Here is an 18,516-nt window from a genome sequence, read left to right as displayed (position 1 = left end):
AGTAAGGGCCGTCCGGGCAACCGGGCGGCCTTTATTTTTGTCTTACTCCCCGATGATTCGGTTCATCGTTCTTCGTAAAGAGAGGGCTTTTCCCCGCGACTCAAACTGCGTATCCGCTAGGCAAGTTGTTTGCGTTAGGGATGAATCCATGAAATTTCGCTCGATCCTGCTCGTCTCGATGTCCGTTGCCGTCGCACATCCAGCCGCTGCCCAAATCTTCTGGCAGTCGCCCGATTTTCGCGGAACGCCAATCATAGCGGGTGAAGCGGGCATAGGCATCCCTATGCCCGGAGCAACACCCGCAGAAGAGAGCGCAGCGCTCGCCTGGCAATTGCGATCGGGCCTCAACGTCATGGCGCTACAGTGTCAGTTCGACAAAACCCTGCTTGCACAGGACAGCTACAATGGCATCCTCATCAACCATCGTGAAGAACTGACAAAAGACTATAACATGCTGAACGGATATTTCATGCGGCTCGGAAAGACGAAGAAAGCCGCTCAGGATTTGCTCGATAAGTACGGCACGAAAAACTACACCAGTTTTTCAACCGTCCGCGCTCAATACGGTTTCTGTCAGGCAGCTTCCAATATCGCACGCGCGACTTTGTTTGCGCCGCGCGGTTCGTTCCAGACCGTAGCAGTCGAACGCCTGCGCGAATTACGCAACAGCCTTGTCCCACAGGGCGAACAGCTTTTCCGGTTCGGATCAAAACTACCGATCAGTTACCCCGACTTCTCGAAGAAATGCTGGAGCAGTCGCGGTTACAAGAATTGTGCCTACACGAACGGGATCTAATTTAAGCGGGATTTACCGCAGGCCGAGCGTCTTGTGCGCCTGCAGCGTCAGGCGCCACTGTGGTCGTTCCATGACGAAGGCGATGGCCGCATCCCGCGCGGCCACGCCTTCGTCGCAATCCATCGGCTGGATCAGGAAATGGTCGAATGCCCAGCCCTGCATGGCATCGACATCGCTGCCGGGTTGCGGCCAGACCAGTTTCAGTTCGTTACCCGATCGCTGAACAACAGTGCTTCCGGCTTTTGGACTGATGCAAAGCCAGTCGACGCCGGGCGCGGCGGCAATCGTGCCGTTGCTCTCCACCCCGATCTCGAACCCCCGGGCATGAAGCGCATCGATCAACGCGGCATCGATCTGCAACATCGGTTCGCCCCCGGTCAGGATGACGTAGCGGAGCGTCTCACCCGCGCCCCAGAAAGTGGCTGCGGCATCGGCCAGTGCATCTGCGCTGGCAAAGCGACCCCCTCCCTCTCCGTCGGTTCCCACAAAGTCGGTGTCGCAAAACTTGCAGACAGCGGTTGCCCGGTCCTGCTCGCGACCGGTCCACAGATTGCATCCTGCAAACCGGACAAATACCGCACGACGACCGGCATGAACGCCCTCACCCTGCAGCGTCAGAAACATTTCTTTGACAGCATAGCTCATGCCAGCAGCGGATCGATCAGGCCCGCCTCACTGAATCCCTTTGCCCGCAAACGGCAAGAATCGCAGCGTTCGCAGGGCCGACCGTTCGGCAACGGGTCGTAACAGGACCAGCTTTGCCCGGCATCCAGCCCCAGACGCGCAGCTTCGCGCGCGATGTCGGCTTTGCTCATCGCGGCCAACGGCGCATGAACTTTGAATGCCTGCCCTTCGACGCCAGCCTTGGTCGCTTGTTCAGCCATCGCCTCGAACGCCGTGATGAATTCAGGGCGGCAGTCGGGATAGCCCGAATAATCGAGCGCATTGATCCCGATGGAGAGATCATGTGCACCCACCGCTTCGGCCCAACCCAGCGCGACCGAAAGAAATATCGTATTGCGCGCAGGAACATAGGTGGTCGGGATGCCCGGCTCCAAACCCGTTTTCTGCACGGCCATGTCGGGATCGGTCAGCGACGACCCGCCGAATTGCGACAGGTCCAGCGGCATAACTATATGACGTTCGGCGCCGAGCATCCGGGCAACGCGTCCGGCCGCTTCCAGTTCGACACGATGGCGCTGATTATAATCAATCGTCAAAGCGAAGATTCGATACCCCGCCTCACGCGCCAATCCGCCCGCGACCATCGAATCGAGGCCGCCCGAAATCAGCGCAACGATCGCAGCGCCGGGTTTTGCTTTTGTCATCGTCATGGGGTCAGGCGGCTAAACCCGTGCGCGACCATACGCAACGTTCAAACGCCTCACGAATGAAAGAAGGCCGCCCGATCGCGCGGGCGGCCAGTTCGACCTTTCGGTCTCTAGGGAGGAGCGCATCAAAGAAGGAGAAGCGCTATCATTAGTGTAAGCTCGAAATGGTTAACTCAAGGTTACCGTTGCCCCGTCGGGGCACAGGGGCCAGTGCGCCGGCCTTCCAGAGCCCAATCGAATGGCGCGTTCTTCGAAATCCCCTGCGACAGAATCTGGATAAGGCGGGGAGTCTCCACCTTTACCTCAGTTCGGCCATGCCCGGCACCTGGACAGGCGTAATGGACGATCGTAGAGTCCTTATCATTTTCAATGACATAGCGACTACAGGCGATACCGGTATGTTGAAGCTGGAGCAGAACACGCGGATCGGACAGACAGATCGAACGTGTCCGTGCGCCCGCCGCTACCAACGACCATTGTCCCGGCTCGATTTGAGATAAGGCGATCAAAGGCGCTTCGGCGGCCGTCGCCAGAAACACCGCAGCCGTCGCAATAATCATCTTGAAGAACGGTGTCATTTGCCCAAGCCCGCTTAAAAAAACGAAGCCGTCGTTGCGGCAAAATTTGTAGATCTCAAATTCCGGAACATCGCGCCTGATAATCCGGACTTGCTAACAATTAGTCCCAATTGCTTATTTGGTCGTTTCGCCAGCGTTTTCAAGTTCCGCAACGGGAATTGCAAAAATACGTGAACAAAATGCGCAGTCGACGCCGATCTTGCCGGTGTCATCCGCCATGTTGGCGCGCTCCTCGGCCGGAAACTTCGACAGGACATCACGGATATGGACGACATCGCAGCGGCATCCTTTGGTCAGCGATGCGCCACCGAGCAAGCGAACCTCGGTTTCCTCGTTGAACAAGCGCCAGACAATGGTTTCCAGCGGCAAATCGCGTTGCGCCAGCTCCTCGATCTTGATGGTGCTGCCCAGAATGGCGACATGCTCCCATTCGGGATGATCGAGCCGGGTGTGAATACGATCACGCCCTTCCTCCCCTTCCGCAAGATGCTGAAGCATCAGGCCACCCGCGACACAGCCATGTTCATCACGCGTGACGCCGATCCGGATCAGGCTAGGGATTTGCTCGGATTGTGCGAAATAGCTTTCTGCAGCGTCCGCCAGAGTCGCCCCTTCGAGCGGCACAATTCCCTGATAGCGCTCGCCGGTCGCGACCTGATCGAAAGTGATCGCCAGATACCCCTTGCCGAACAGCGCAAACAATGTCGGATTTACGGGCATTTCTGCCAGTCGCTCTGCATCGAATTTGATGTACCCGCGCAACTCCCCACCACGATAGTCACAAACAAGCAGGTCGATCGGACCGCCCTCAGTCTGCGCCTGCAACGTCATCTGCCCGCTATCGTCCTTCAGGGTAGCCCCGAGCAACGCGGTCAGAACAAGCGCCTCAGCCAGCAGCTTCTCGATTGCCGGCGGGTAGGCATGTGCCGAAATGATGGATTCGAGGACCGGACCAAGACGAACGAGCCGCCCCCGCGCATTACGCGCGGCGATCGTGAAACCCAGCGAGCGGTCGATATCGATATTGTCGGTCATGCGTGCCTAGATGGGAAGGCCCACCCGAAACTCAACCGACCAAAGTGACTCAACCCAAAAGCCCGAACGCCCAGAGCAGGATCGACTTCTGAGCGTGAACTCGATTTTCAGCCTCGTCCCAAATCCGCGACTGTGGGCCGTCGATGACCTCGGCCGTCACTTCCTCGCCGCGGTGAGCAGGCAGGCAGTGCAGGAATATCGCGTCGGGCTTTGCCAGCGCCATTAATTCCGACGTGACCTGATACGGCATCATTGCCGCCAGCTTCTCGTCCACATGATCCTGCCCCATCGATATCCAGGTGTCGGACACCACGATGTCGGCACCACGCACAGTCTCACCGGCATCGCGAAGGATGTCGATCGACGCGCCATGCGCCTGAGCTACGGCCAGATAGGCATCGTCGGGATCGTAACCTTCTGGACAACCGATACGGACGGCGAACTTCATCAGGCCTGCCGCCTCGACAATCGAGTGCAACACATTGTTGCCGTCACCCAGCCATGCCCACTGACTACCGGGCAGCGATTTGCCACTTTCGATAACAGTCAGCAGATCGGCAACGATCTGGCATGGGTGCGACGAATCGGTCAGTCCATTGATTACCGGAACGGTTGAATATTCGGCCAGTTCCGCCAGCTTCATCGGATCATCGGTGCGCAACATGATGGCATCGACATAGCGCGACAGGACGCGCGCGGTGTCGGCAACCGACTCACCACGGCCCAGTTGCGTCGTGCCCGATTCGAGAATTACGGCCGTCCCGCCGAGCTGACGGATCGCCATGTCGAAACTCACCCGCGTCCGCGTGCTGCTCTTTTCGAAAACCATCGCCAGCGTGCGCCCGGCAAGCGGCGCGTCGGCATCGACCTTGCCCTTCGGCCAGCCAGCCCGCGCCGCCTTTCGGTCGATCGCGTCCGCCAGCATCGCCGCTATTGCATCGCCGCCAGCGTCGCTCAGATCGCGGAAATGCCGGATCATGCCGGTATTTCGTAACTGGCGGCGGCCGCAGACAGTTTCTCGATGAATTCGGCGATATGATGTTCTTCGATATTCAACGGCGGCAAAACGCGCACAACATTCTCGCCCGCTGCAACGGTCAGCAGCCCATGATTATCGCGGGCATGTGCCACGAATGCGCGACTGTCCGTCTTCAGCTTTATGCCGAGCATCAGCCCCTTGCCGCGGACGCTTTCGAACAGTTGGTCATGATTCGGCATCATCTGTTCGAGCCCAGCACGCAAGCGGTCGCCGGTCGCGGTGACCTGCTCCATGAAGCCCGGTGCGAGGATCACGTCCAGAACGGCCTGTCCAGCCGCCATCGCCAGCGGGTTACCGCCGTATGTCGAGCCATGCGTTCCGAACACCATGCCCTTGGCCGCTTCCTCGGTCGCCAGACACGCGCCGAGCGGAAATCCGCCGCCGATACCTTTGGCAGTCGCCATAATATCTGGCGTGATCCCGTAATGCTCATGTGCGTACAGCTTGCCTGTCCGCGCGACGCCGCACTGGACCTCGTCCAGCACCAGCATCAGACCATGCTCGTCGCAAATCTCGCGCAGCCCCTTCAGGAACTCGACCGAAGCAGCACGGATGCCGCCCTCGCCCTGTATGGGTTCAACGAGGAATCCTGCGGTATGTTCGTCCACCAAAGCCCGCGCCGCTTCCAGATCGTCGAATGGCGCATAGTCGAAACCCGGCAACAGCGGCTCGAAACCGTCACGCATCTTTGGCTGATCGGTCGCGCTGATCGTGCCGAGCGTCCGCCCGTGAAACGCATTCTTGAACGTGATCAGGTTCTGCCGCTCGGGATGGCCGTTGGCAAAGTGAAAACGCCGCGCCGTCTTGATCGCGCATTCGACAGCCTCGGCTCCCGAATTCGTAAAGAACACCGTGTCCGCAAAACTGTTATCGACCAGTCGCTGCGCCAGCGCTTCACCCTGCGGCGACCCGTAAAGGTTCGACACATGCATCAGCGTCGCCGCCTGTTCGGCAATCGCCTTGGTCAGATGCGGATGACCATGCCCAAGGATGTTCACCGCGATACCGCTGGCGAAATCGAGATAGCGCTGCCCGCTCTCGTCGATCAGATAAGCACCCTCGCCTCGCACCGGCCGGACCCCGCTCCGGGGATAGACAGGCATCAGCGGGGTGATCGTCATGGGGTCGGCCTTTCAAAAAAGAAAAGGCGACCCGTCAAAGGCCGCCCTATCGCGGAAGCGGCATATATCGCCCCCTCCCCGTCTCCGTCAAATGTTAAGCCTTCAGGCGCCAGCCGGTCCGCAGCAGGGCATAGCAAGTTGCACCGAGCACGATGTTGATCGCCAGCAGGACCATAGCACCCGCGACAAGCGGTGAGTCAGCCACTCCGATGAACCCATAGCGAAAACCCGAGATCGCATAATGAAACGGGTTGAACCGGCTGAACACCTGAAACGCAGGTGCCAGCTTGTCGATCGAATAGAATGTGCCCGACAGCAGCGAAGCCGGTCCGATCAGAAACGTTCCCACAGCCGCCGACTGGTCGAACTTCTCCGCCCAGATGGATGTAAGAACGCCGATCAGCGACAACATGCTCGACCCGAGCAGCCCATAAACCAGCACCGCCCAGATGTGCATCGGCCACACATGGACACCTGGCCATAACGCCATGACGACCCAGACTGCGGTCCCAACCAGAATAGCCCGAGTCATGGCCCCGGCGACCAAAGCAATCAGCAATTCGCCACTGGACAGCGGCGGCATCAGATAATCGACGATCGTCCCCTGCATCTTGCCGACGAGCAGCGAGAAGCTGGAATTGGCGAAGGCATTTTGCATCATGCCCATCATAATCAGGCCCGGCGCAATGAAATCACCGAACGGATGGCCCAGCACTTCACGCTTTCCGCCACCGAGCGCGACCGTAAAAATGACGAGAAACAGAGCCGTGGTGATCGCCGGACCCCAGATGGTCTGGAGCTGCACCTTGAAAAACCGCCGCACTTCCTTGATATAGAGGGTCTTCAACCCGACCAAGTTGATATTGCGGATGACCGGCACGCCCGGCTCGTTCAAGATAGCGCTTTGGGATTGGGTGTTCATATCACTGCCGGTTAGGCACTCGGGCGTTTGCCCGCAAGGCGCGAGACCGGGGATTTTAGGGAAAAACGATGTCCTGGACCGACGAACGCATCGACCGTTTGAAAGCACAGTGGGAAAAAGGCCTCACCGCCAGCCAGATTGCAGAAGATCTTGGCGGAGTGAGCCGCAATGCCGTTATCGGCAAGGCGCATCGCCTTGGTCTCCAGTCACGTCCGTCACCGGTAAAGCCGAACGACCCCAAGGTGGCAGCCACTGCACCCGCTAAAACGGCCGCTCCTGCTGCCGAAGCGACGCCCGCTCCTGCCCCCGTCCCCGCTCCGGTAAAGGCAACGCCAAAGGTTGCTGCTGCACCCGCCGAGGTTTTGCGGCAGGCTCCGCCGCCGCCATCACCCTTCCCGCCACACGTTCCGACCGGTCCAACCGGCGCTCAGCTCCGCTCGGTAGGCCCCGGTGGCTTCCTGCGTCAGGGTCCGGGCGATCAGGCTCCTCCAGCGGCACCTGCACCGCCACGGCGGCTTGTTCCTGCGCGGCCAAGCCCGGAAATGGCTGGCAAAACGACGTTGCTCGATCTGAACGACAAGATTTGCAAATGGCCGTTGGGTCACCCTGGTGAGCCGGACTTCCACTTCTGTGGCGCGACGGTGAACCCCGGCTTCCCTTATTGCGTCCAGCATTGCGGACAGGCCTTCCAGGCACAAATGCCACGCCGCGACCGCCGCGCGCCTCCCCCTATGCCATTCGGCGGCCCGCGCGTCAGGTAAAGGCGATCTGCTCCCTCCCCGGGAACGGATTCTCAAGACAAAAAAAGGGGCTGCCGATCATGTGATCGGCAGCCCCTTTTTGTTCGGCGCGACCGTTCGAATCGAAACTCCTCCGTGGCGCGAACGATATGCCACATCATCTGACCTGCAAACCTGGTCGAGCTGGCCTTGCGCGTGAAAGTCGCGCGGCTCTATACCCGCGCAATATGACCGACCTGTTCAACGCGCCCATCCCCACATCGACCGACTATAACGCTTCGTCGATCGAGGTTCTCGAGGGACTGGAGCCGGTCCGCCGTCGTCCCGGTATGTACGTTGGCGGCACCGACGAGCGCGCGTTCCATCATCTGGCAGCAGAAGTGCTCGACAACGCGATGGACGAGGCTGTGGCTGGTCACGCGACGCGGATCGAAATGACGCTGGAGCCGGGCAATCGCCTGATAATCAGTGACAATGGACGCGGTATCCCGGTCGATCCGCACCCGAAGTTTCCTGACAAATCCGCTCTCGAAGTTATCATGTCGACGCTCCATTCGGGCGGTAAGTTCGATGGTAAGGCCTATGCGACATCCGGCGGCCTGCACGGGGTCGGCGTCAGCGTCGTCAATGCCTTGTCCATCGAAACCGTGGTCGAAGTTGCCCTGAACAAGGAACTCTATCGCCAGCGCTTCTCGCAAGGGTTGACGGTCAGCCCGCTTGAAAAGCTCGGCCCGATCCAGAACCGGCGCGGGACGACCGTGACGTTCGTTCCCGATCCAGAAATCTTTGGCGCCGAAATGGCGTTCAAACCAGCGCGACTTCATCGCCTCGCGCGGTCGAAAGCCTATTTGTTCGCAGGCGTGGAAATCCGGTGGAAATGCGCACCCGAACTGATCACTGACGACACGCCTGTCGAAGCTGTGTTCCAGTTTCCCGGTGGCCTGTCCGATCATCTCCGCGAACAGGTCGGCGAACGCGAATGTGCGACTGCCGAATTCTTCTCGGGTCGACAGGATTTCCCCGACAGTCAGGGGCGCGCCGAATGGGCCATCGCATGGCCCTTGTGGAGCGAGGGCAGTTTCAGTTGGTATTGCAACACCATACCGACACCCGATGGTGGCACACACGAGGCAGGGCTTCGCGCGGCTATCGTCAAGGGTATCCGCGCTTTCGGTGCGCTGACCGGCCAGAAACGCGCTGAGAATATCCAGCCGGAGGATGTGATTTCCGGTTCTGAAAGCATGTTGTCGGTCTTTATCCGCGACCCGCAGTTTCAAAGTCAGACCAAGGATCGCCTGACGTCCCCCGAAGCCGCTCGCTTCGTCGAAAATGCGATGAAGGACCATTTCGATCATTATCTGACCGACAATATGGAACGTGGCCGGGCGCTGCTGACCTTTGTCCTCGATCGCATGGACGACCGGCTGGCACGTCGCGCAGAGCGTGAAGTGAAGCGCAAGACGGCCACTTCCGCCCGTAAACTTCGCCTGCCCGGCAAACTTACCGATTGTTCGACCGACGACCCCGCAGGCACCGAAATCTACATCGTCGAAGGCGACAGCGCTGGCGGTTCAGCCAAACAGGCACGGGACCGCAAGACGCAGGCGATCCTGCCGATCAGGGGTAAAATCCTGAACGTCGCCAGCGCCAGCGCCGAGAAAATTCGCGGCAATTCTGAAATCGCCGACCTGACGCTGGCGCTTGGTTGTGGAACGCGCGATCGCTGCCTGCCCGAAAATCTGCGTTATGAACGCGTCATCATCATGACCGATGCCGATGTCGATGGCGCGCACATCGCAACGCTTTTGATGACCTTCTTCTTTCAGGAGATGCCCGAGCTGGTTCGGCAGGGCCATTTGTTCCTCGCACAGCCGCCGCTTTATCGCCTGACCGTCGGCGCGAAATCGCTCTACGCCCGCGACGATGCTCACCGCGCCGAAATCGAGGCAACGGAATTCAAGGGCAAGAAAGTCGATGTGGGGCGCTTCAAGGGACTCGGGGAAATGAACCCCGGTCAGCTTCGCGAAACGACGATGGACCCGAAAACCCGCACGCTGATTCGCGTGACTCTGCCACAGGAATATGAGGATCGCGCAGGAGTGCGCGATCTGGTCGAACGGTTAATGGGCAAAAACCCCGAACACCGATTCAACTTCATTCAGGAAAACGCCGCACGGGTCGATGAGGAAGCGATCGACGCCTGATCGGCTCTCCTTTAGGCCGCCAGTGCCTCAACCAGTGCCTTGACCTTCTTCTGACGCCACTGTGGCAAGGGCGCGACCAGCCAGTAACCCAGTTCACTGTCCTCGCTCCCGAACACACTGACCCGCCCCACCTCGATATCGGCAGCTACCAGCATGGCAGGCACAGTCGCCCGCCCCAGCCCAAGTGCCGCCGCATCGATGGCAAGTCCCGCATCGGCCACCGTGAGCGCCGCAACCTCGCCATCGCCCGGATGCCCCGGCCAACCGATCGCACCGGTCTCACCGTCCGCCGTGCCGACGATCACAAATCCACGCGGCCCGATCGCAACGCCCTCATGCGCGCCCGGCCCGGTGTCGAAAGAGATCGCGAGATCGAGATTGGCCTCTGTGAAATCCAGCCCGGCATCGGCCGCAACCAGAGCAAAGCGCAAATCTGCATCGGTCTTGCGATAATTGGCCAACCGTCCCGCCAGCCATTTGGCTGAAAAGTCGCGCGGCGCCGCAATCGCCAGCGACTTCGACGTCTGCCCGGCCTGCATCGCGCGCACCGCTTCCTCGAAATTCAGGAACCCCCGGCGCAATTCGACCAGCCCGGCCTCGCCCTCCGGCGTCAGTTCCAGCCCCTTCGGCGTCCGACGAAACAGGACCACGCCCAGCGTATCCTCAAGTGCGCGGATCTGCTGCCCAACCGCCGCCGGCGTAACCGCCAGTTCATCGGCAGCCCGCGTAAACGACAGATGCCGCGCCGCCGCATCGAACACGCGCAGCCCGTTCAATGGCAGGTGCGTGCGCTTCATCGGGTGGTCACCGGGGTCAGCAATTCGAAACGTGGCACCCCAATGTCGAACCGCGAACCGTCTTCGCCGATCATCCCGAAACTTCCCACCATCGATCCGCTCGGCGTCGGCAGCGGACAGCCCGAGACATAATCATAACTCGCGCCGGGCAGGATCACCGGCTGCTCACCGACCACACCGTCGCCCTGAACTTCATGCTTTTCACCGCGTCCATCGGAAATGATCCAGTGGCGCGTCATAAGTTGCACCGCCATCTCACCATCGTTCTCGACGCGGATGTGATAGGCCCAAAACCACCGCGCGCTCCCCGGTTGCGACTGTTCGGGCAGGTAACTGACCGACACGCGCACCGTGACGCCGCGTGTTTCCTCCGCAAAGGGGAACAGTGCTTTCATAGCCCTACCCTGGTCAGCGCACGATCGATGTCGGCGATCACATCGAGCGGATCTTCCAGCCCGACGTTGATCCGCAACATCCCCTCGACCACGCCCATCGCCTCACGACCCTCGGGGCCAACCCCGTGATGCGTCGTCGATGCAGGGTGCGTCATAAGGCTGCGACTGTCCCCAATATTATTCGAGATATCGACCAGTTCCAGCGCGTTGAGCAGGTCCATCGCCTGCCGCCGCCCGCCGTCCAGAAGGAACGAAAATATCGGCCCGCACGCCTTCATCTGAGCCATCGCCAGATTATGCTGTGGGTGGCTTGGCAACCCCGGATGCAGCATCTTCGCCACGCGGCCGTCCATGAACTTACCGAGCGCCAGCGCATTCTCCGACTGCCGCATTGCCCGCAGGTCCAGCGTCTCCAGCCCCTTCAACACTACCCAAGCGTTGAATGGCGACAGGTTCGGCCCGGTGTTTCGCTGAAACGGCAACAGCTTGTCGTTGATAAACTCCGCCGACCCACAAACCGCACCAGCCAGGACACGCCCCTGCCCGTCCATCATCTTGGTCGCCGAATAGGCAACCACATCAGCGCCGAATTCCAGGGGTCGCTGCAAAACGGAAGTCGCAAACGCGTTATCGACAACCGTGGTAATTCCATGCGCTCGCGCCAGATCGCAGACGAACCGCATATCCACGATATCCATCGTCGGATTGGCAGGCGTTTCGAAAAAGAAAACCTTGGTGTTCGACTGGATCGCCGCCACCCACGCGTCATTATCGCGCGCATCGATGGTCGTCGTCGTGATCCCAAACTTCGGCAGTAATGTATCGGTCAGCCAACGGCACGACCCGAACGCAGCCCGCGCCGCAACCACATGATCGCCCGTCTGCAACTGACACAGCAAAGCCGTCGTCATCGCCGCCATGCCGGTAGCCTGAGCGCGGCAAGCCTCCGCCCCCTCCATCAACGCGATCCGCTCCTCCAGCATCTGGACGGTAGGATTCTGCAACCGCGAATAGGTCATGCCATCGTCTTCGCCGTTGAACCGCGCCGCAGCGGTCTCGGCATTGTCATAGGCATATCCCGAATTCAGGAACAAAGCCTCCGACGTCTCGCCATATTCGCTGCGTGCAGTCCCCCACGGACGGCCAGAGTGGCAGGCCGCCATGTTGAGGTTATCGATCGATCCTGGCCAGTTTTGCGCTTCATAAAAATCGCTTTGCCGTCACCACGGGTGTCAGGTCAACCAACGGCGCGCGTCAGGCGGTCGATCAGCCGCTCGCGCGCCGCCATCACATCCACCCTGCGCCCGGCAAACAGGTCCGCCGACAGCCGCTCTCCGTTATCCTTCAACCGCGCGAGCAGCCCGTCGTCGCCCGCAACATTGTCACTCCCGAATCCCAGCTCGGCCAGCACCAGCAATTCATACCGTGCCAGCCCGTTCGCCCAGTCCCGCGCAACCGAAGCTGCCTCGATCGCCGCGATTACACCATCCAGCGCGGCGTATATCCGTGGATAAGGATGCCCCTCCGGCAGAGTCGCTGCGGCCAGCGCCGTTGCCCAGTCGAGCGCCGCCGCCGCCATTGGTTCCGTCAGCAAAGCAGCACGACTGGTCACAAGTTCCACCGTCAATGCAGCAAGCTGATCCTCGGTCCGCGCCCGAAACTCCGCCTCCACGATATTGCCCGCCGACAATATCGGACGCAGCCGCCGCGACCGGCCGCCCCTGACATAGCCCGCCAGCAACCCGTGTTCCGCAGTCAGCCCCCGCACGATCGCGCCGTGTTCGCCATGAGCGCGAACCGCGCAGACAATGGTTTGGGCACGGATCAGCATTCTTTACCTATGGCGACCCCCGCAATCATGCGAAAGTGGCTTGGGCATCAGGAAAACGCAGGATGATAACTAACCATCAACCGCACCGTGCTAATCGTTCGGTTCACGACTAAGGTCATCGTCATCGGCAGGGGCAAGATTCAGGTGGAATGCGCGCGACTCGATTTGCCGCCACCGGTCACGGCCCGCATTATACTGCCGACCGGTTTCGGCCGTCGTTTCGCGATCTTTGCCGACGCCGAAGAGGAGTTCGACTGGAACGCCCCTTTCAGCCGCGATTCGGTCGCGACATCCGCAATGTCGGCGCTGCCAGAGGCGAACGTGCGCCTCGTTGCCGCCGGTTGCGTCCCCACACACATGGTCGACTGGCCGATTGTCGATACCCCCGCCACCGCCACGATCATCCGCACATTGGTCGAAAACGACCAGTGCGATGTCGGCACCCAGCTTCATCCGTGGGTCAATCCGCCGTTCGACGAAGATTTGTCGGGTCGCAACAGCTATCTCGGCAATCTGCCCATCGACCTTCAGCGTGCAAAGCTGTTCGCGCTGACAGAGCGCATCGAACGGGCGTTCGGTGTCCGTCCTACCATTTACCGCGCCGGGCGCTACGGCATCGGCCGACACACCGCCGACTTGCTGGTCGAGGCCGGGTACAGGCTTGACGTGTCGATCCGCTCGCTGTTCGATTACCGGCGACAGGGCGGCCCCGACTTCTCAGGGCATCCAGTCTGGCCGTGGCGCGTTTCCGATACGTTGAACGAGCTTCCTCTGACAGCGGCGTTTACAGGCAGGCTCCGCCGCTATCCCAGCATCTACAACGGCAAGATCGGTGGCCTGCTGGCACGCACCGGCATGATCGGTCGCGTACCCCTCACCCCAGAGGGCGTGCCGCTGACCGACGCCTGCGAAGCGATCCGCTGCTTGCTGGACGACGGGCACCAGTTGTTCAGCTTGTCGTTCCACACGCCCAGCGTCGTCCCCGGTCACACGCCCTACGTTCGCGACGCCGCCGATCTCCGCACATTCTGGAGTTGGTGGGACGGAGTTTTCGACCTGTTCGCCAAAAACGGCGTGTTACCGATCCGATCGACCGAAATAATGCACGCGCTGGAAACGGCATGAGCTACGTCGCTCCCCCGCGCCCGGAAACGGCAGCGGTGGCAGTGGAAACGGTGCCACTGGCCGAAATACCCGATTCATGGGCGCAAGCATGGGATGATCTGGCAGAACAAGCGTCCGAACCTGCACCCTTTGCCGAACGCTGGTTTCTCGAACCGTCGATTCGCAATCTCCCTGCCCCAATCGCAGCACGAATGCTCGCGGTTCGTCAGGGTCCGCTCCTGATCGGCATGATCGCTGTCTGCACAGGCAACAAATACGGGCGCACACCGATCCGCCATGTCCAGAACTGGCAACATTATCACGCCTTTCTCGGCACGCCGCTGGTTCGTGCCGGTTTCGAGCGTCAATTCTGGGCTGCGATCCTTGGCGAACTCGATACGGCAAAATGGGCACCCTCATTTTTCCACGTCTGCGGGTTGGTCGGACAGGGGGCGTTGCTTTCCGCTTTGAAAGCGGAACGCCGTGCGGACATCGTCCACCGTTCCGAACGAGCCTTTCTGAAAAGTAATTTGTCCTCGCAAGCCTATTACGAACTCAACATCAGAAAGAAAAAACGAAAAGAAATCAAACGACTACAGTTGAGACTTGCCGAACTTGGTGAGGTCGCCTTCGATCGCCTGTCCGCGCATGGCCCTGTCGAAAACTGGATCGTCGAAACCTGGATCGCCGAATTTCTCGAACTCGAAGCATCGGGCTGGAAAGGACGCGCGGGTTCGGCTCTGCGTAACGACCCTGCAACCAAAACTTTCTTCGAACAATCGATCGCGGGCGCCTTCGCGATGGGCAAACTCGAAATCCTGCGGCTTACGCTGGATGGCAGGCCGCTCGCGTTGCTCGTGAACTTTATCACGCCACCGGGCAGTTACAGCTTCAAGATCGCTTTCGATGAGAATTATGCGCGCTACTCCCCCGGCGTCCTGATCCAGCTCGAGAATTTGAAAATTCTGGACGGCACCGACGTGGAATGGATGGATAGCTGTGCGATCGAGGATCATTCGATGATCAACAGCATCTGGGCAGAGCGGCGAGAGATCGTGCGCATTACGGTGCCTCTGAAGGGCGTGGGGCGCACTTTGGCATTCTATGCCTGTCGCGCACTTGAAACGATCTCAGCGGGGGTCCGCAGGCTGTTATGACCACCTTTTCCGACCTGTCCGGGTTAACAGCTCTCTATCCCGAGCTATCCGGCACGCTGCATCACCGGTTAACGGGCCACCCGATGTTCGAACTGGATGCGCTAATCGCTCTGGCGGCGCGTATGCGTCCGGTCGATGTCGAATATAATCGCGGCAATCTGCCGGTGGGGGTCGATTCGAAAGCCAATATCCAGAACGGCCTGAACATTGCGGACACGATACGCGGTATCGAGGAAAACGGTTCGTGGATGGTGCTGAAATTTATCGAAAAGGATGCCGAATATCGCGCGTTGCTGAACGCCACCCTTAATGAACTGATGCCGGTCGTCGGCGACGTCACGGGGGAAATGCTGAAGCGCGAGGGGTTTATCTTCATATCCAGCCCCAATGCCGTCACGCCCTTCCACTTCGATCCCGAACACAACATCCTCATGCAGTTGCGCGGCACCAAGTCGATCACCGTCTTTCCCGCTGACGACGAACGGATCGTTGCCGGAATCGAACACGAACGCTTCCATATGGGGGGACACCGCAACCTGCCGTGGCGCGAAGAAATCGCCACCAGAGGGCGCGTGTTCGACCTCGTCGCAGGAGACGCGATCTACGTACCGGTCAAGGCACCGCATTGGGTCCAGAACGGCCCCGGCGTCTCCATCAGTTTCTCTGCCACATGGCGCAGCGAATGGAGTTATATGGAGGCCGACGCGCGCGGTATGAACTCCATGTTACGACGCTTGGGCCTGCCCGCCGCCGCCCCGAAACGCTTTCCCAATCGCAATCTGGCAAAATCGGTCGGCTATCGGGCGATTCGTAAAATCCGGGGAATCTTCGCAAAAGCCTAGGAAGGCTCGATCCCGCTGGCGTGGAAATAATCGTAAATCCCCTGCGCCATCATCCCTGACACGCCGGGCGCTTTTTGCAGGTCCACCAGACTCGCGTTCTTCACCGCCCGCGCCGTACCGAAATGCATCAACAACGCCTTCTTCCGCGCAGGTCCGATGCCCGGCACATCGTCCAGCGTCGATGTCACCAGCGCCTTCGCCCGCTTCGTGCGGTGCGCACCGATCGCGAACCTGTGGGCCTCATCGCGCAACCGCTGGAGGTAAAACAGCACGGGATGGTTCATCGGCAGGTTGATCTCGCGTCCATCGACCAGATGAAACGTCTCGCGCCCGGCATTGCGGTCCGGCCCCTTGGCGACACCGACCAGCGGCACGTCCTCGACACCCAGCGCATCGAGCACGCCCTTCACTGCCGACAATTGCCCCTTGCCGCCGTCGATCAGCAGCAGGTCGGGCCAAGTCCCATTCTCACGATCAGGATCTTCATCCATTGCGCGCGTGAACCTGCGTTCCAGAACTTCGCGCATCATCCCGAAATCGTCGCCCGGCACAGTGTCGGGGTTCTTGATGTTGAACTTGCGATACTGCCCCTTGATGAAGCCCTCGGCCCCGGCAACGATCATCGCACCAACCGAATTGGTCCCCTGGATATGACTGTTATCGTAAACCTCGATCCGCTTGGGTGGTCCCTCAAGTTCGAACAGTTCCGCGATATCGCGCAACAGCTTGCCCTGCGTCGTCGATTCAGCGGCACGGCGGTCCAGCGCTTCCTCGGCATTGCGTGTCGCCTGTTTGACCAACCGGACGCGATCTCCACGCTGCGGCATTGTGATTGAAACCTTATGCCCCGCTCGCTCGCACAGCGCCTCCTCCAGCAACGCGCTTTCGGTCAGGGTGCGATCGAGCAGAATCAGACGCGGCGGCGGCACGTCCTCATAAAACTGCATCAACAGGCTGGCGAGAACTTCATCCTCCGGAACATCGTTCGTATGCGCTGGAAAAAAGGCGCGATGCCCCCAATTCTGCCCACCCCGGATGAAAAATGCCTGTACGCAAATCACGCCCGACCGACAGGCCAGCGCGAAAATATCGGCGTCGCCGACGCCGTCCGCATTGATCGCCTGCGACCCCTGAATAAACGTCAGCGCACGCAATCGATCACGCAGCATCGCCGCCCGTTCAAAGTCCATTGCCTCAGCCGCGCCCTGCATCTGGTCACCCAGCTTGGACTGTACTGACGTCGCCTTGCCCGACAGGAACGACTTCGCATCACTCACCAGTTCGGCATAATCATCTTCGGATATCCGCCCCACGCATGGAGCAGAGCACCGCTTGATCTGGTACAACAGGCACGGCCGGTCGCGATTGTTGAAAAAGCTGTCGGTGCAACTCCGCAGCAGGAACAGCTTTTGCAACGCGTTTAGCGTCGTGTTGACCGACCCAGCGCTGGCAAACGGGCCATAATAATTACCCTTTGCCCGCCGCGCGCCGCGATGTTTTGAGATGCGCGGAAATTTGTGGTCGGCACGCAGCAGGATGAACGGAAAGCTCTTATCGTCGCGCAGCAGCACGTTATACGCGGGCCGATACCTTTTGATGAGTTGCGCTTCCAGCAGCAGCGCCTCCGCCTCGTTGTTCGTCGTGACGATCGTCATACCGCGCGTCTGAGAGATCATCCGCTGCAATCGTTTCGGCAGCCGCGCCACTTGCGTGTAATTCGTCACGCGGTTCCGCAGCGACCGCGCCTTGCCGACGTACAGCACATCGCCGCGCAGATCGGTCATCCGATAGACGCCCGGATTTTGCGGCAGGGTTTTCAGGACGTTGCGGATCGCCGCCACGCCCGCATCGAGATCGGGCGCATCACCACCCTTGACCGTAAAAGTGGCGGCATCTTCGTTGAAACGGTCGGGGGATTGCGGTGATGACATTGACTGCCCAATTAGGGGGCCGCGCGTGACGGGACAACGGGCGCAATTCAATTGAACGCGAGAATCGAATGACCGAAGGCGTGGATGTCCCCGAAACGAGCGACCGCACGCTGAACCGGATGGTTGGTGCGACCGTCGTTGCGCTGAGTGTTTTGCTCACGATCGGCAACATAAAGGACGGCAATATCGTCCAGAATATGCAAGCCGATCAAGCAAGCAAGATCGACCTTTGGGATCAGTATCAGGCGACCAAGGTCAAGGCGCATTTATCCGAGGACACGGCTATGATGCTGACGGCTCTGGATAAAATTCCGGAAAGCGCTGCCGCGACCAAAACCGCCGCGCGTTATCGTTCGGAATCAAGGGGTTTGCAGGATCAGGCCAGGTCCGCAGAAACCGACTATGACGTCCAGGGCCGCCGCGACGATCAGTTCGACCTCGCAGAAGGATTCATGTCCATCGCCCTCGCCGTCAGCGGCATTTCCGCACTGACTGAAAGCCGTAAGTTGTTGATAATCGGTTGGATCGCAGCCGGTTTCGGACTGCTATTCCTGATTGCCGGGTTTCTCGACCTACCGATCCACCCCGACGTCCTGGTCGCATTTTTGACCTAAACTACCCCATCGGGCGAGCACTCGATTACACTTCCGACATTCTGACGAACATTTCCGGGTTTGAATAATTCCGCTGAGC

The 18,516-nt window shown here is 59.9% G+C and carries 18 protein-coding genes and 1 pseudogene; 7 read left to right on the top strand and 12 right to left on the bottom strand.

Annotated elements, in window-relative coordinates; translation table 11 throughout:
* Window positions 1-148: 148 nt before the first annotated feature.
* A complete protein-coding gene (locus D3Y57_RS16375; RefSeq protein ID WP_121154303.1) occupies window positions 149-796 on the top strand; it encodes a hypothetical protein in 648 nt (215 codons plus the stop codon).
* Window positions 797-808: 12 nt separating this feature from the next.
* Here the strand turns inward: D3Y57_RS16375 and queE are convergent, their stop codons facing one another.
* The 7 genes from queE to D3Y57_RS16340 form a co-directional block, all read right to left on the bottom strand.
* Window positions 809-1,441 (bottom strand): 7-carboxy-7-deazaguanine synthase, encoded by a 633-nt coding sequence (gene queE / locus D3Y57_RS16370; RefSeq protein ID WP_121154300.1) that lies wholly within the window; start codon window positions 1,439-1,441, stop codon window positions 809-811.
* Window positions 1,438-2,124 carry a 7-cyano-7-deazaguanine synthase QueC gene (gene queC, locus D3Y57_RS16365; protein WP_121156072.1) on the bottom strand — a complete coding sequence of 229 codons (687 nt, stop codon included), beginning with the start codon at window positions 2,122-2,124 and terminating at the stop codon, window positions 1,438-1,440. The genes queE and queC overlap by 4 nt, the downstream gene beginning before the upstream one ends.
* Window positions 2,125-2,306: 182 nt before the next feature.
* Entirely contained in the window at window positions 2,307-2,705 is a 399-nt protein-coding gene (locus tag D3Y57_RS16360) for a DUF3617 domain-containing protein (protein ID WP_121154298.1), read from the bottom strand.
* A 114-nt stretch (window positions 2,706-2,819) separates the two neighbouring features.
* On the bottom strand, window positions 2,820-3,740 hold the full coding sequence (hslO, locus tag D3Y57_RS16355) for an Hsp33 family molecular chaperone HslO (RefSeq protein WP_121154296.1): 921 nt from the start codon (window positions 3,738-3,740) through the stop codon (window positions 2,820-2,822).
* A 49-nt stretch (window positions 3,741-3,789) separates the two neighbouring features.
* The gene (gene argF, locus D3Y57_RS16350) at window positions 3,790-4,719 is read right to left on the bottom strand and encodes an ornithine carbamoyltransferase (RefSeq protein WP_121154294.1); all 930 of its coding nucleotides are present in this window, start codon (window positions 4,717-4,719) and stop codon (window positions 3,790-3,792) included.
* Window positions 4,716-5,900 carry an aspartate aminotransferase family protein gene (locus D3Y57_RS16345; RefSeq protein WP_121154292.1) on the bottom strand — a complete coding sequence of 395 codons (1,185 nt, stop codon included), beginning with the start codon at window positions 5,898-5,900 and terminating at the stop codon, window positions 4,716-4,718. Before D3Y57_RS16345 ends, argF begins: the two co-directional genes overlap by 4 nt.
* A gap of 94 nt (window positions 5,901-5,994) precedes the next feature.
* Window positions 5,995-6,822, bottom strand: coding sequence for an ABC transporter permease (locus D3Y57_RS16340; RefSeq protein WP_121154290.1), 828 nt, complete (start codon window positions 6,820-6,822; stop codon window positions 5,995-5,997).
* 68 nt (window positions 6,823-6,890) lie between these two features.
* Between D3Y57_RS16340 and D3Y57_RS16335 the strand changes: the two genes are divergently transcribed.
* Together D3Y57_RS16335 and parE are read left to right on the top strand one after the other, a co-directional pair.
* The gene (locus D3Y57_RS16335) at window positions 6,891-7,583 is read left to right on the top strand and encodes a GcrA family cell cycle regulator (protein WP_121154288.1); all 693 of its coding nucleotides are present in this window, start codon (window positions 6,891-6,893) and stop codon (window positions 7,581-7,583) included.
* A 206-nt stretch (window positions 7,584-7,789) separates the two neighbouring features.
* The gene (gene parE / locus D3Y57_RS16330) at window positions 7,790-9,766 is read left to right on the top strand and encodes a DNA topoisomerase IV subunit B (RefSeq protein WP_121154285.1); all 1,977 of its coding nucleotides are present in this window, start codon (window positions 7,790-7,792) and stop codon (window positions 9,764-9,766) included.
* Window positions 9,767-9,777: 11 nt separating this feature from the next.
* On the opposite strand, the gene D3Y57_RS16325 is transcribed toward parE, so the two are convergent.
* The 4 genes and pseudogenes from D3Y57_RS16325 to recO form a co-directional block, all read right to left on the bottom strand.
* Window positions 9,778-10,563 carry a LysR family transcriptional regulator gene (locus D3Y57_RS16325; RefSeq protein WP_121154283.1) on the bottom strand — a complete coding sequence of 262 codons (786 nt, stop codon included), beginning with the start codon at window positions 10,561-10,563 and terminating at the stop codon, window positions 9,778-9,780.
* Window positions 10,560-10,958, bottom strand: a complete 399-nt coding sequence (gene apaG, locus D3Y57_RS16320; RefSeq protein ID WP_121154281.1) for a Co2+/Mg2+ efflux protein ApaG — start codon at window positions 10,956-10,958, stop codon at window positions 10,560-10,562. Before apaG ends, D3Y57_RS16325 begins: the two co-directional genes overlap by 4 nt.
* Window positions 10,955-12,162, bottom strand: a pseudogene (locus D3Y57_RS16315) (trans-sulfuration enzyme family protein). The gene apaG and the pseudogene D3Y57_RS16315 overlap by 4 nt, the downstream one beginning before the upstream one ends.
* Window positions 12,163-12,195: 33 nt before the next feature.
* The gene (recO, locus tag D3Y57_RS16310; RefSeq protein ID WP_121154279.1) at window positions 12,196-12,789 is read right to left on the bottom strand and encodes a DNA repair protein RecO; all 594 of its coding nucleotides are present in this window, start codon (window positions 12,787-12,789) and stop codon (window positions 12,196-12,198) included.
* A gap of 87 nt (window positions 12,790-12,876) precedes the next feature.
* Here recO and D3Y57_RS16305 point away from each other — a divergent pair, with 87 nt between their 5' ends.
* From D3Y57_RS16305 to D3Y57_RS16295, 3 genes are read left to right on the top strand one after another with little or no spacing between them, the layout of a single operon-like run.
* On the top strand, window positions 12,877-13,914 hold the full coding sequence (locus tag D3Y57_RS16305) for a polysaccharide deacetylase family protein (protein ID WP_239025898.1): 1,038 nt from the start codon (window positions 12,877-12,879) through the stop codon (window positions 13,912-13,914).
* Window positions 13,911-15,050 carry a GNAT family N-acetyltransferase gene (locus tag D3Y57_RS16300; RefSeq protein ID WP_121154277.1) on the top strand — a complete coding sequence of 380 codons (1,140 nt, stop codon included), beginning with the start codon at window positions 13,911-13,913 and terminating at the stop codon, window positions 15,048-15,050. The genes D3Y57_RS16305 and D3Y57_RS16300 overlap by 4 nt, the downstream gene beginning before the upstream one ends.
* Window positions 15,047-15,892: a cupin-like domain-containing protein gene (locus D3Y57_RS16295; protein ID WP_121154275.1), complete on the top strand. Its 846-nt coding sequence runs from the start codon at window positions 15,047-15,049 to the stop codon at window positions 15,890-15,892. Before D3Y57_RS16300 ends, D3Y57_RS16295 begins: the two co-directional genes overlap by 4 nt.
* On the opposite strand, the gene uvrC is transcribed toward D3Y57_RS16295, so the two are convergent.
* Window positions 15,889-17,823 (bottom strand): excinuclease ABC subunit UvrC, encoded by a 1,935-nt coding sequence (gene uvrC / locus D3Y57_RS16290; protein ID WP_121154273.1) that lies wholly within the window; start codon window positions 17,821-17,823, stop codon window positions 15,889-15,891. The genes D3Y57_RS16295 and uvrC overlap by 4 nt on opposite strands.
* 68 nt (window positions 17,824-17,891) lie before the next feature.
* Between uvrC and D3Y57_RS16285 the strand changes: the two genes are divergently transcribed.
* On the top strand, window positions 17,892-18,437 hold the full coding sequence (locus D3Y57_RS16285) for a DUF4337 domain-containing protein (protein ID WP_121154270.1): 546 nt from the start codon (window positions 17,892-17,894) through the stop codon (window positions 18,435-18,437).
* Window positions 18,438-18,516: the final 79 nt, after the last annotated feature.

It is taken from the genome of Sphingomonas paeninsulae (genome assembly GCF_003660165.1).
Lineage (GTDB): Bacteria > Pseudomonadota > Alphaproteobacteria > Sphingomonadales > Sphingomonadaceae > Sphingomonas_O > Sphingomonas_O paeninsulae.
Note: the sequence above shows the minus strand (reverse complement) of the source record. Positions and strands in the feature narration are given on the sequence as shown.

Excerpts from the sequence above, each read along its gene's own strand:
- D3Y57_RS16285 (WP_121154270.1), top strand. The coding sequence starts at position 17,892 with ATGACCGAAGGCGTGGATGTCCCCGAAACGAGCGACCGCACGCTGAAC.
- D3Y57_RS16375 (WP_121154303.1), top strand. The coding sequence starts at position 149 with ATGAAATTTCGCTCGATCCTGCTCGTCTCGATGTCCGTTGCCGTCGCA.
- D3Y57_RS16325 (WP_121154283.1), bottom strand. The coding sequence starts at position 10,563 with ATGAAGCGCACGCACCTGCCATTGAACGGGCTGCGCGTGTTCGATGCG.
- parE (WP_121154285.1), top strand. The coding sequence starts at position 7,790 with ATGACCGACCTGTTCAACGCGCCCATCCCCACATCGACCGACTATAAC.
- recO (WP_121154279.1), bottom strand. The coding sequence starts at position 12,789 with ATGCTGATCCGTGCCCAAACCATTGTCTGCGCGGTTCGCGCTCATGGC.
- queC (WP_121156072.1), bottom strand. The coding sequence starts at position 2,124 with ATGACAAAAGCAAAACCCGGCGCTGCGATCGTTGCGCTGATTTCGGGC.
- D3Y57_RS16300 (WP_121154277.1), top strand. The coding sequence starts at position 13,911 with ATGAGCTACGTCGCTCCCCCGCGCCCGGAAACGGCAGCGGTGGCAGTG.
- uvrC (WP_121154273.1), bottom strand. The coding sequence starts at position 17,823 with ATGTCATCACCGCAATCCCCCGACCGTTTCAACGAAGATGCCGCCACT.
- queE (WP_121154300.1), bottom strand. The coding sequence starts at position 1,441 with ATGAGCTATGCTGTCAAAGAAATGTTTCTGACGCTGCAGGGTGAGGGC.
- argF (WP_121154294.1), bottom strand. The coding sequence starts at position 4,719 with ATGATCCGGCATTTCCGCGATCTGAGCGACGCTGGCGGCGATGCAATA.
- hslO (WP_121154296.1), bottom strand. The coding sequence starts at position 3,740 with ATGACCGACAATATCGATATCGACCGCTCGCTGGGTTTCACGATCGCC.
- apaG (WP_121154281.1), bottom strand. The coding sequence starts at position 10,958 with ATGAAAGCACTGTTCCCCTTTGCGGAGGAAACACGCGGCGTCACGGTG.
- D3Y57_RS16295 (WP_121154275.1), top strand. The coding sequence starts at position 15,047 with ATGACCACCTTTTCCGACCTGTCCGGGTTAACAGCTCTCTATCCCGAG.
- D3Y57_RS16345 (WP_121154292.1), bottom strand. The coding sequence starts at position 5,900 with ATGACGATCACCCCGCTGATGCCTGTCTATCCCCGGAGCGGGGTCCGG.
- D3Y57_RS16360 (WP_121154298.1), bottom strand. The coding sequence starts at position 2,705 with ATGACACCGTTCTTCAAGATGATTATTGCGACGGCTGCGGTGTTTCTG.
- D3Y57_RS16335 (WP_121154288.1), top strand. The coding sequence starts at position 6,891 with ATGTCCTGGACCGACGAACGCATCGACCGTTTGAAAGCACAGTGGGAA.
- D3Y57_RS16340 (WP_121154290.1), bottom strand. The coding sequence starts at position 6,822 with ATGAACACCCAATCCCAAAGCGCTATCTTGAACGAGCCGGGCGTGCCG.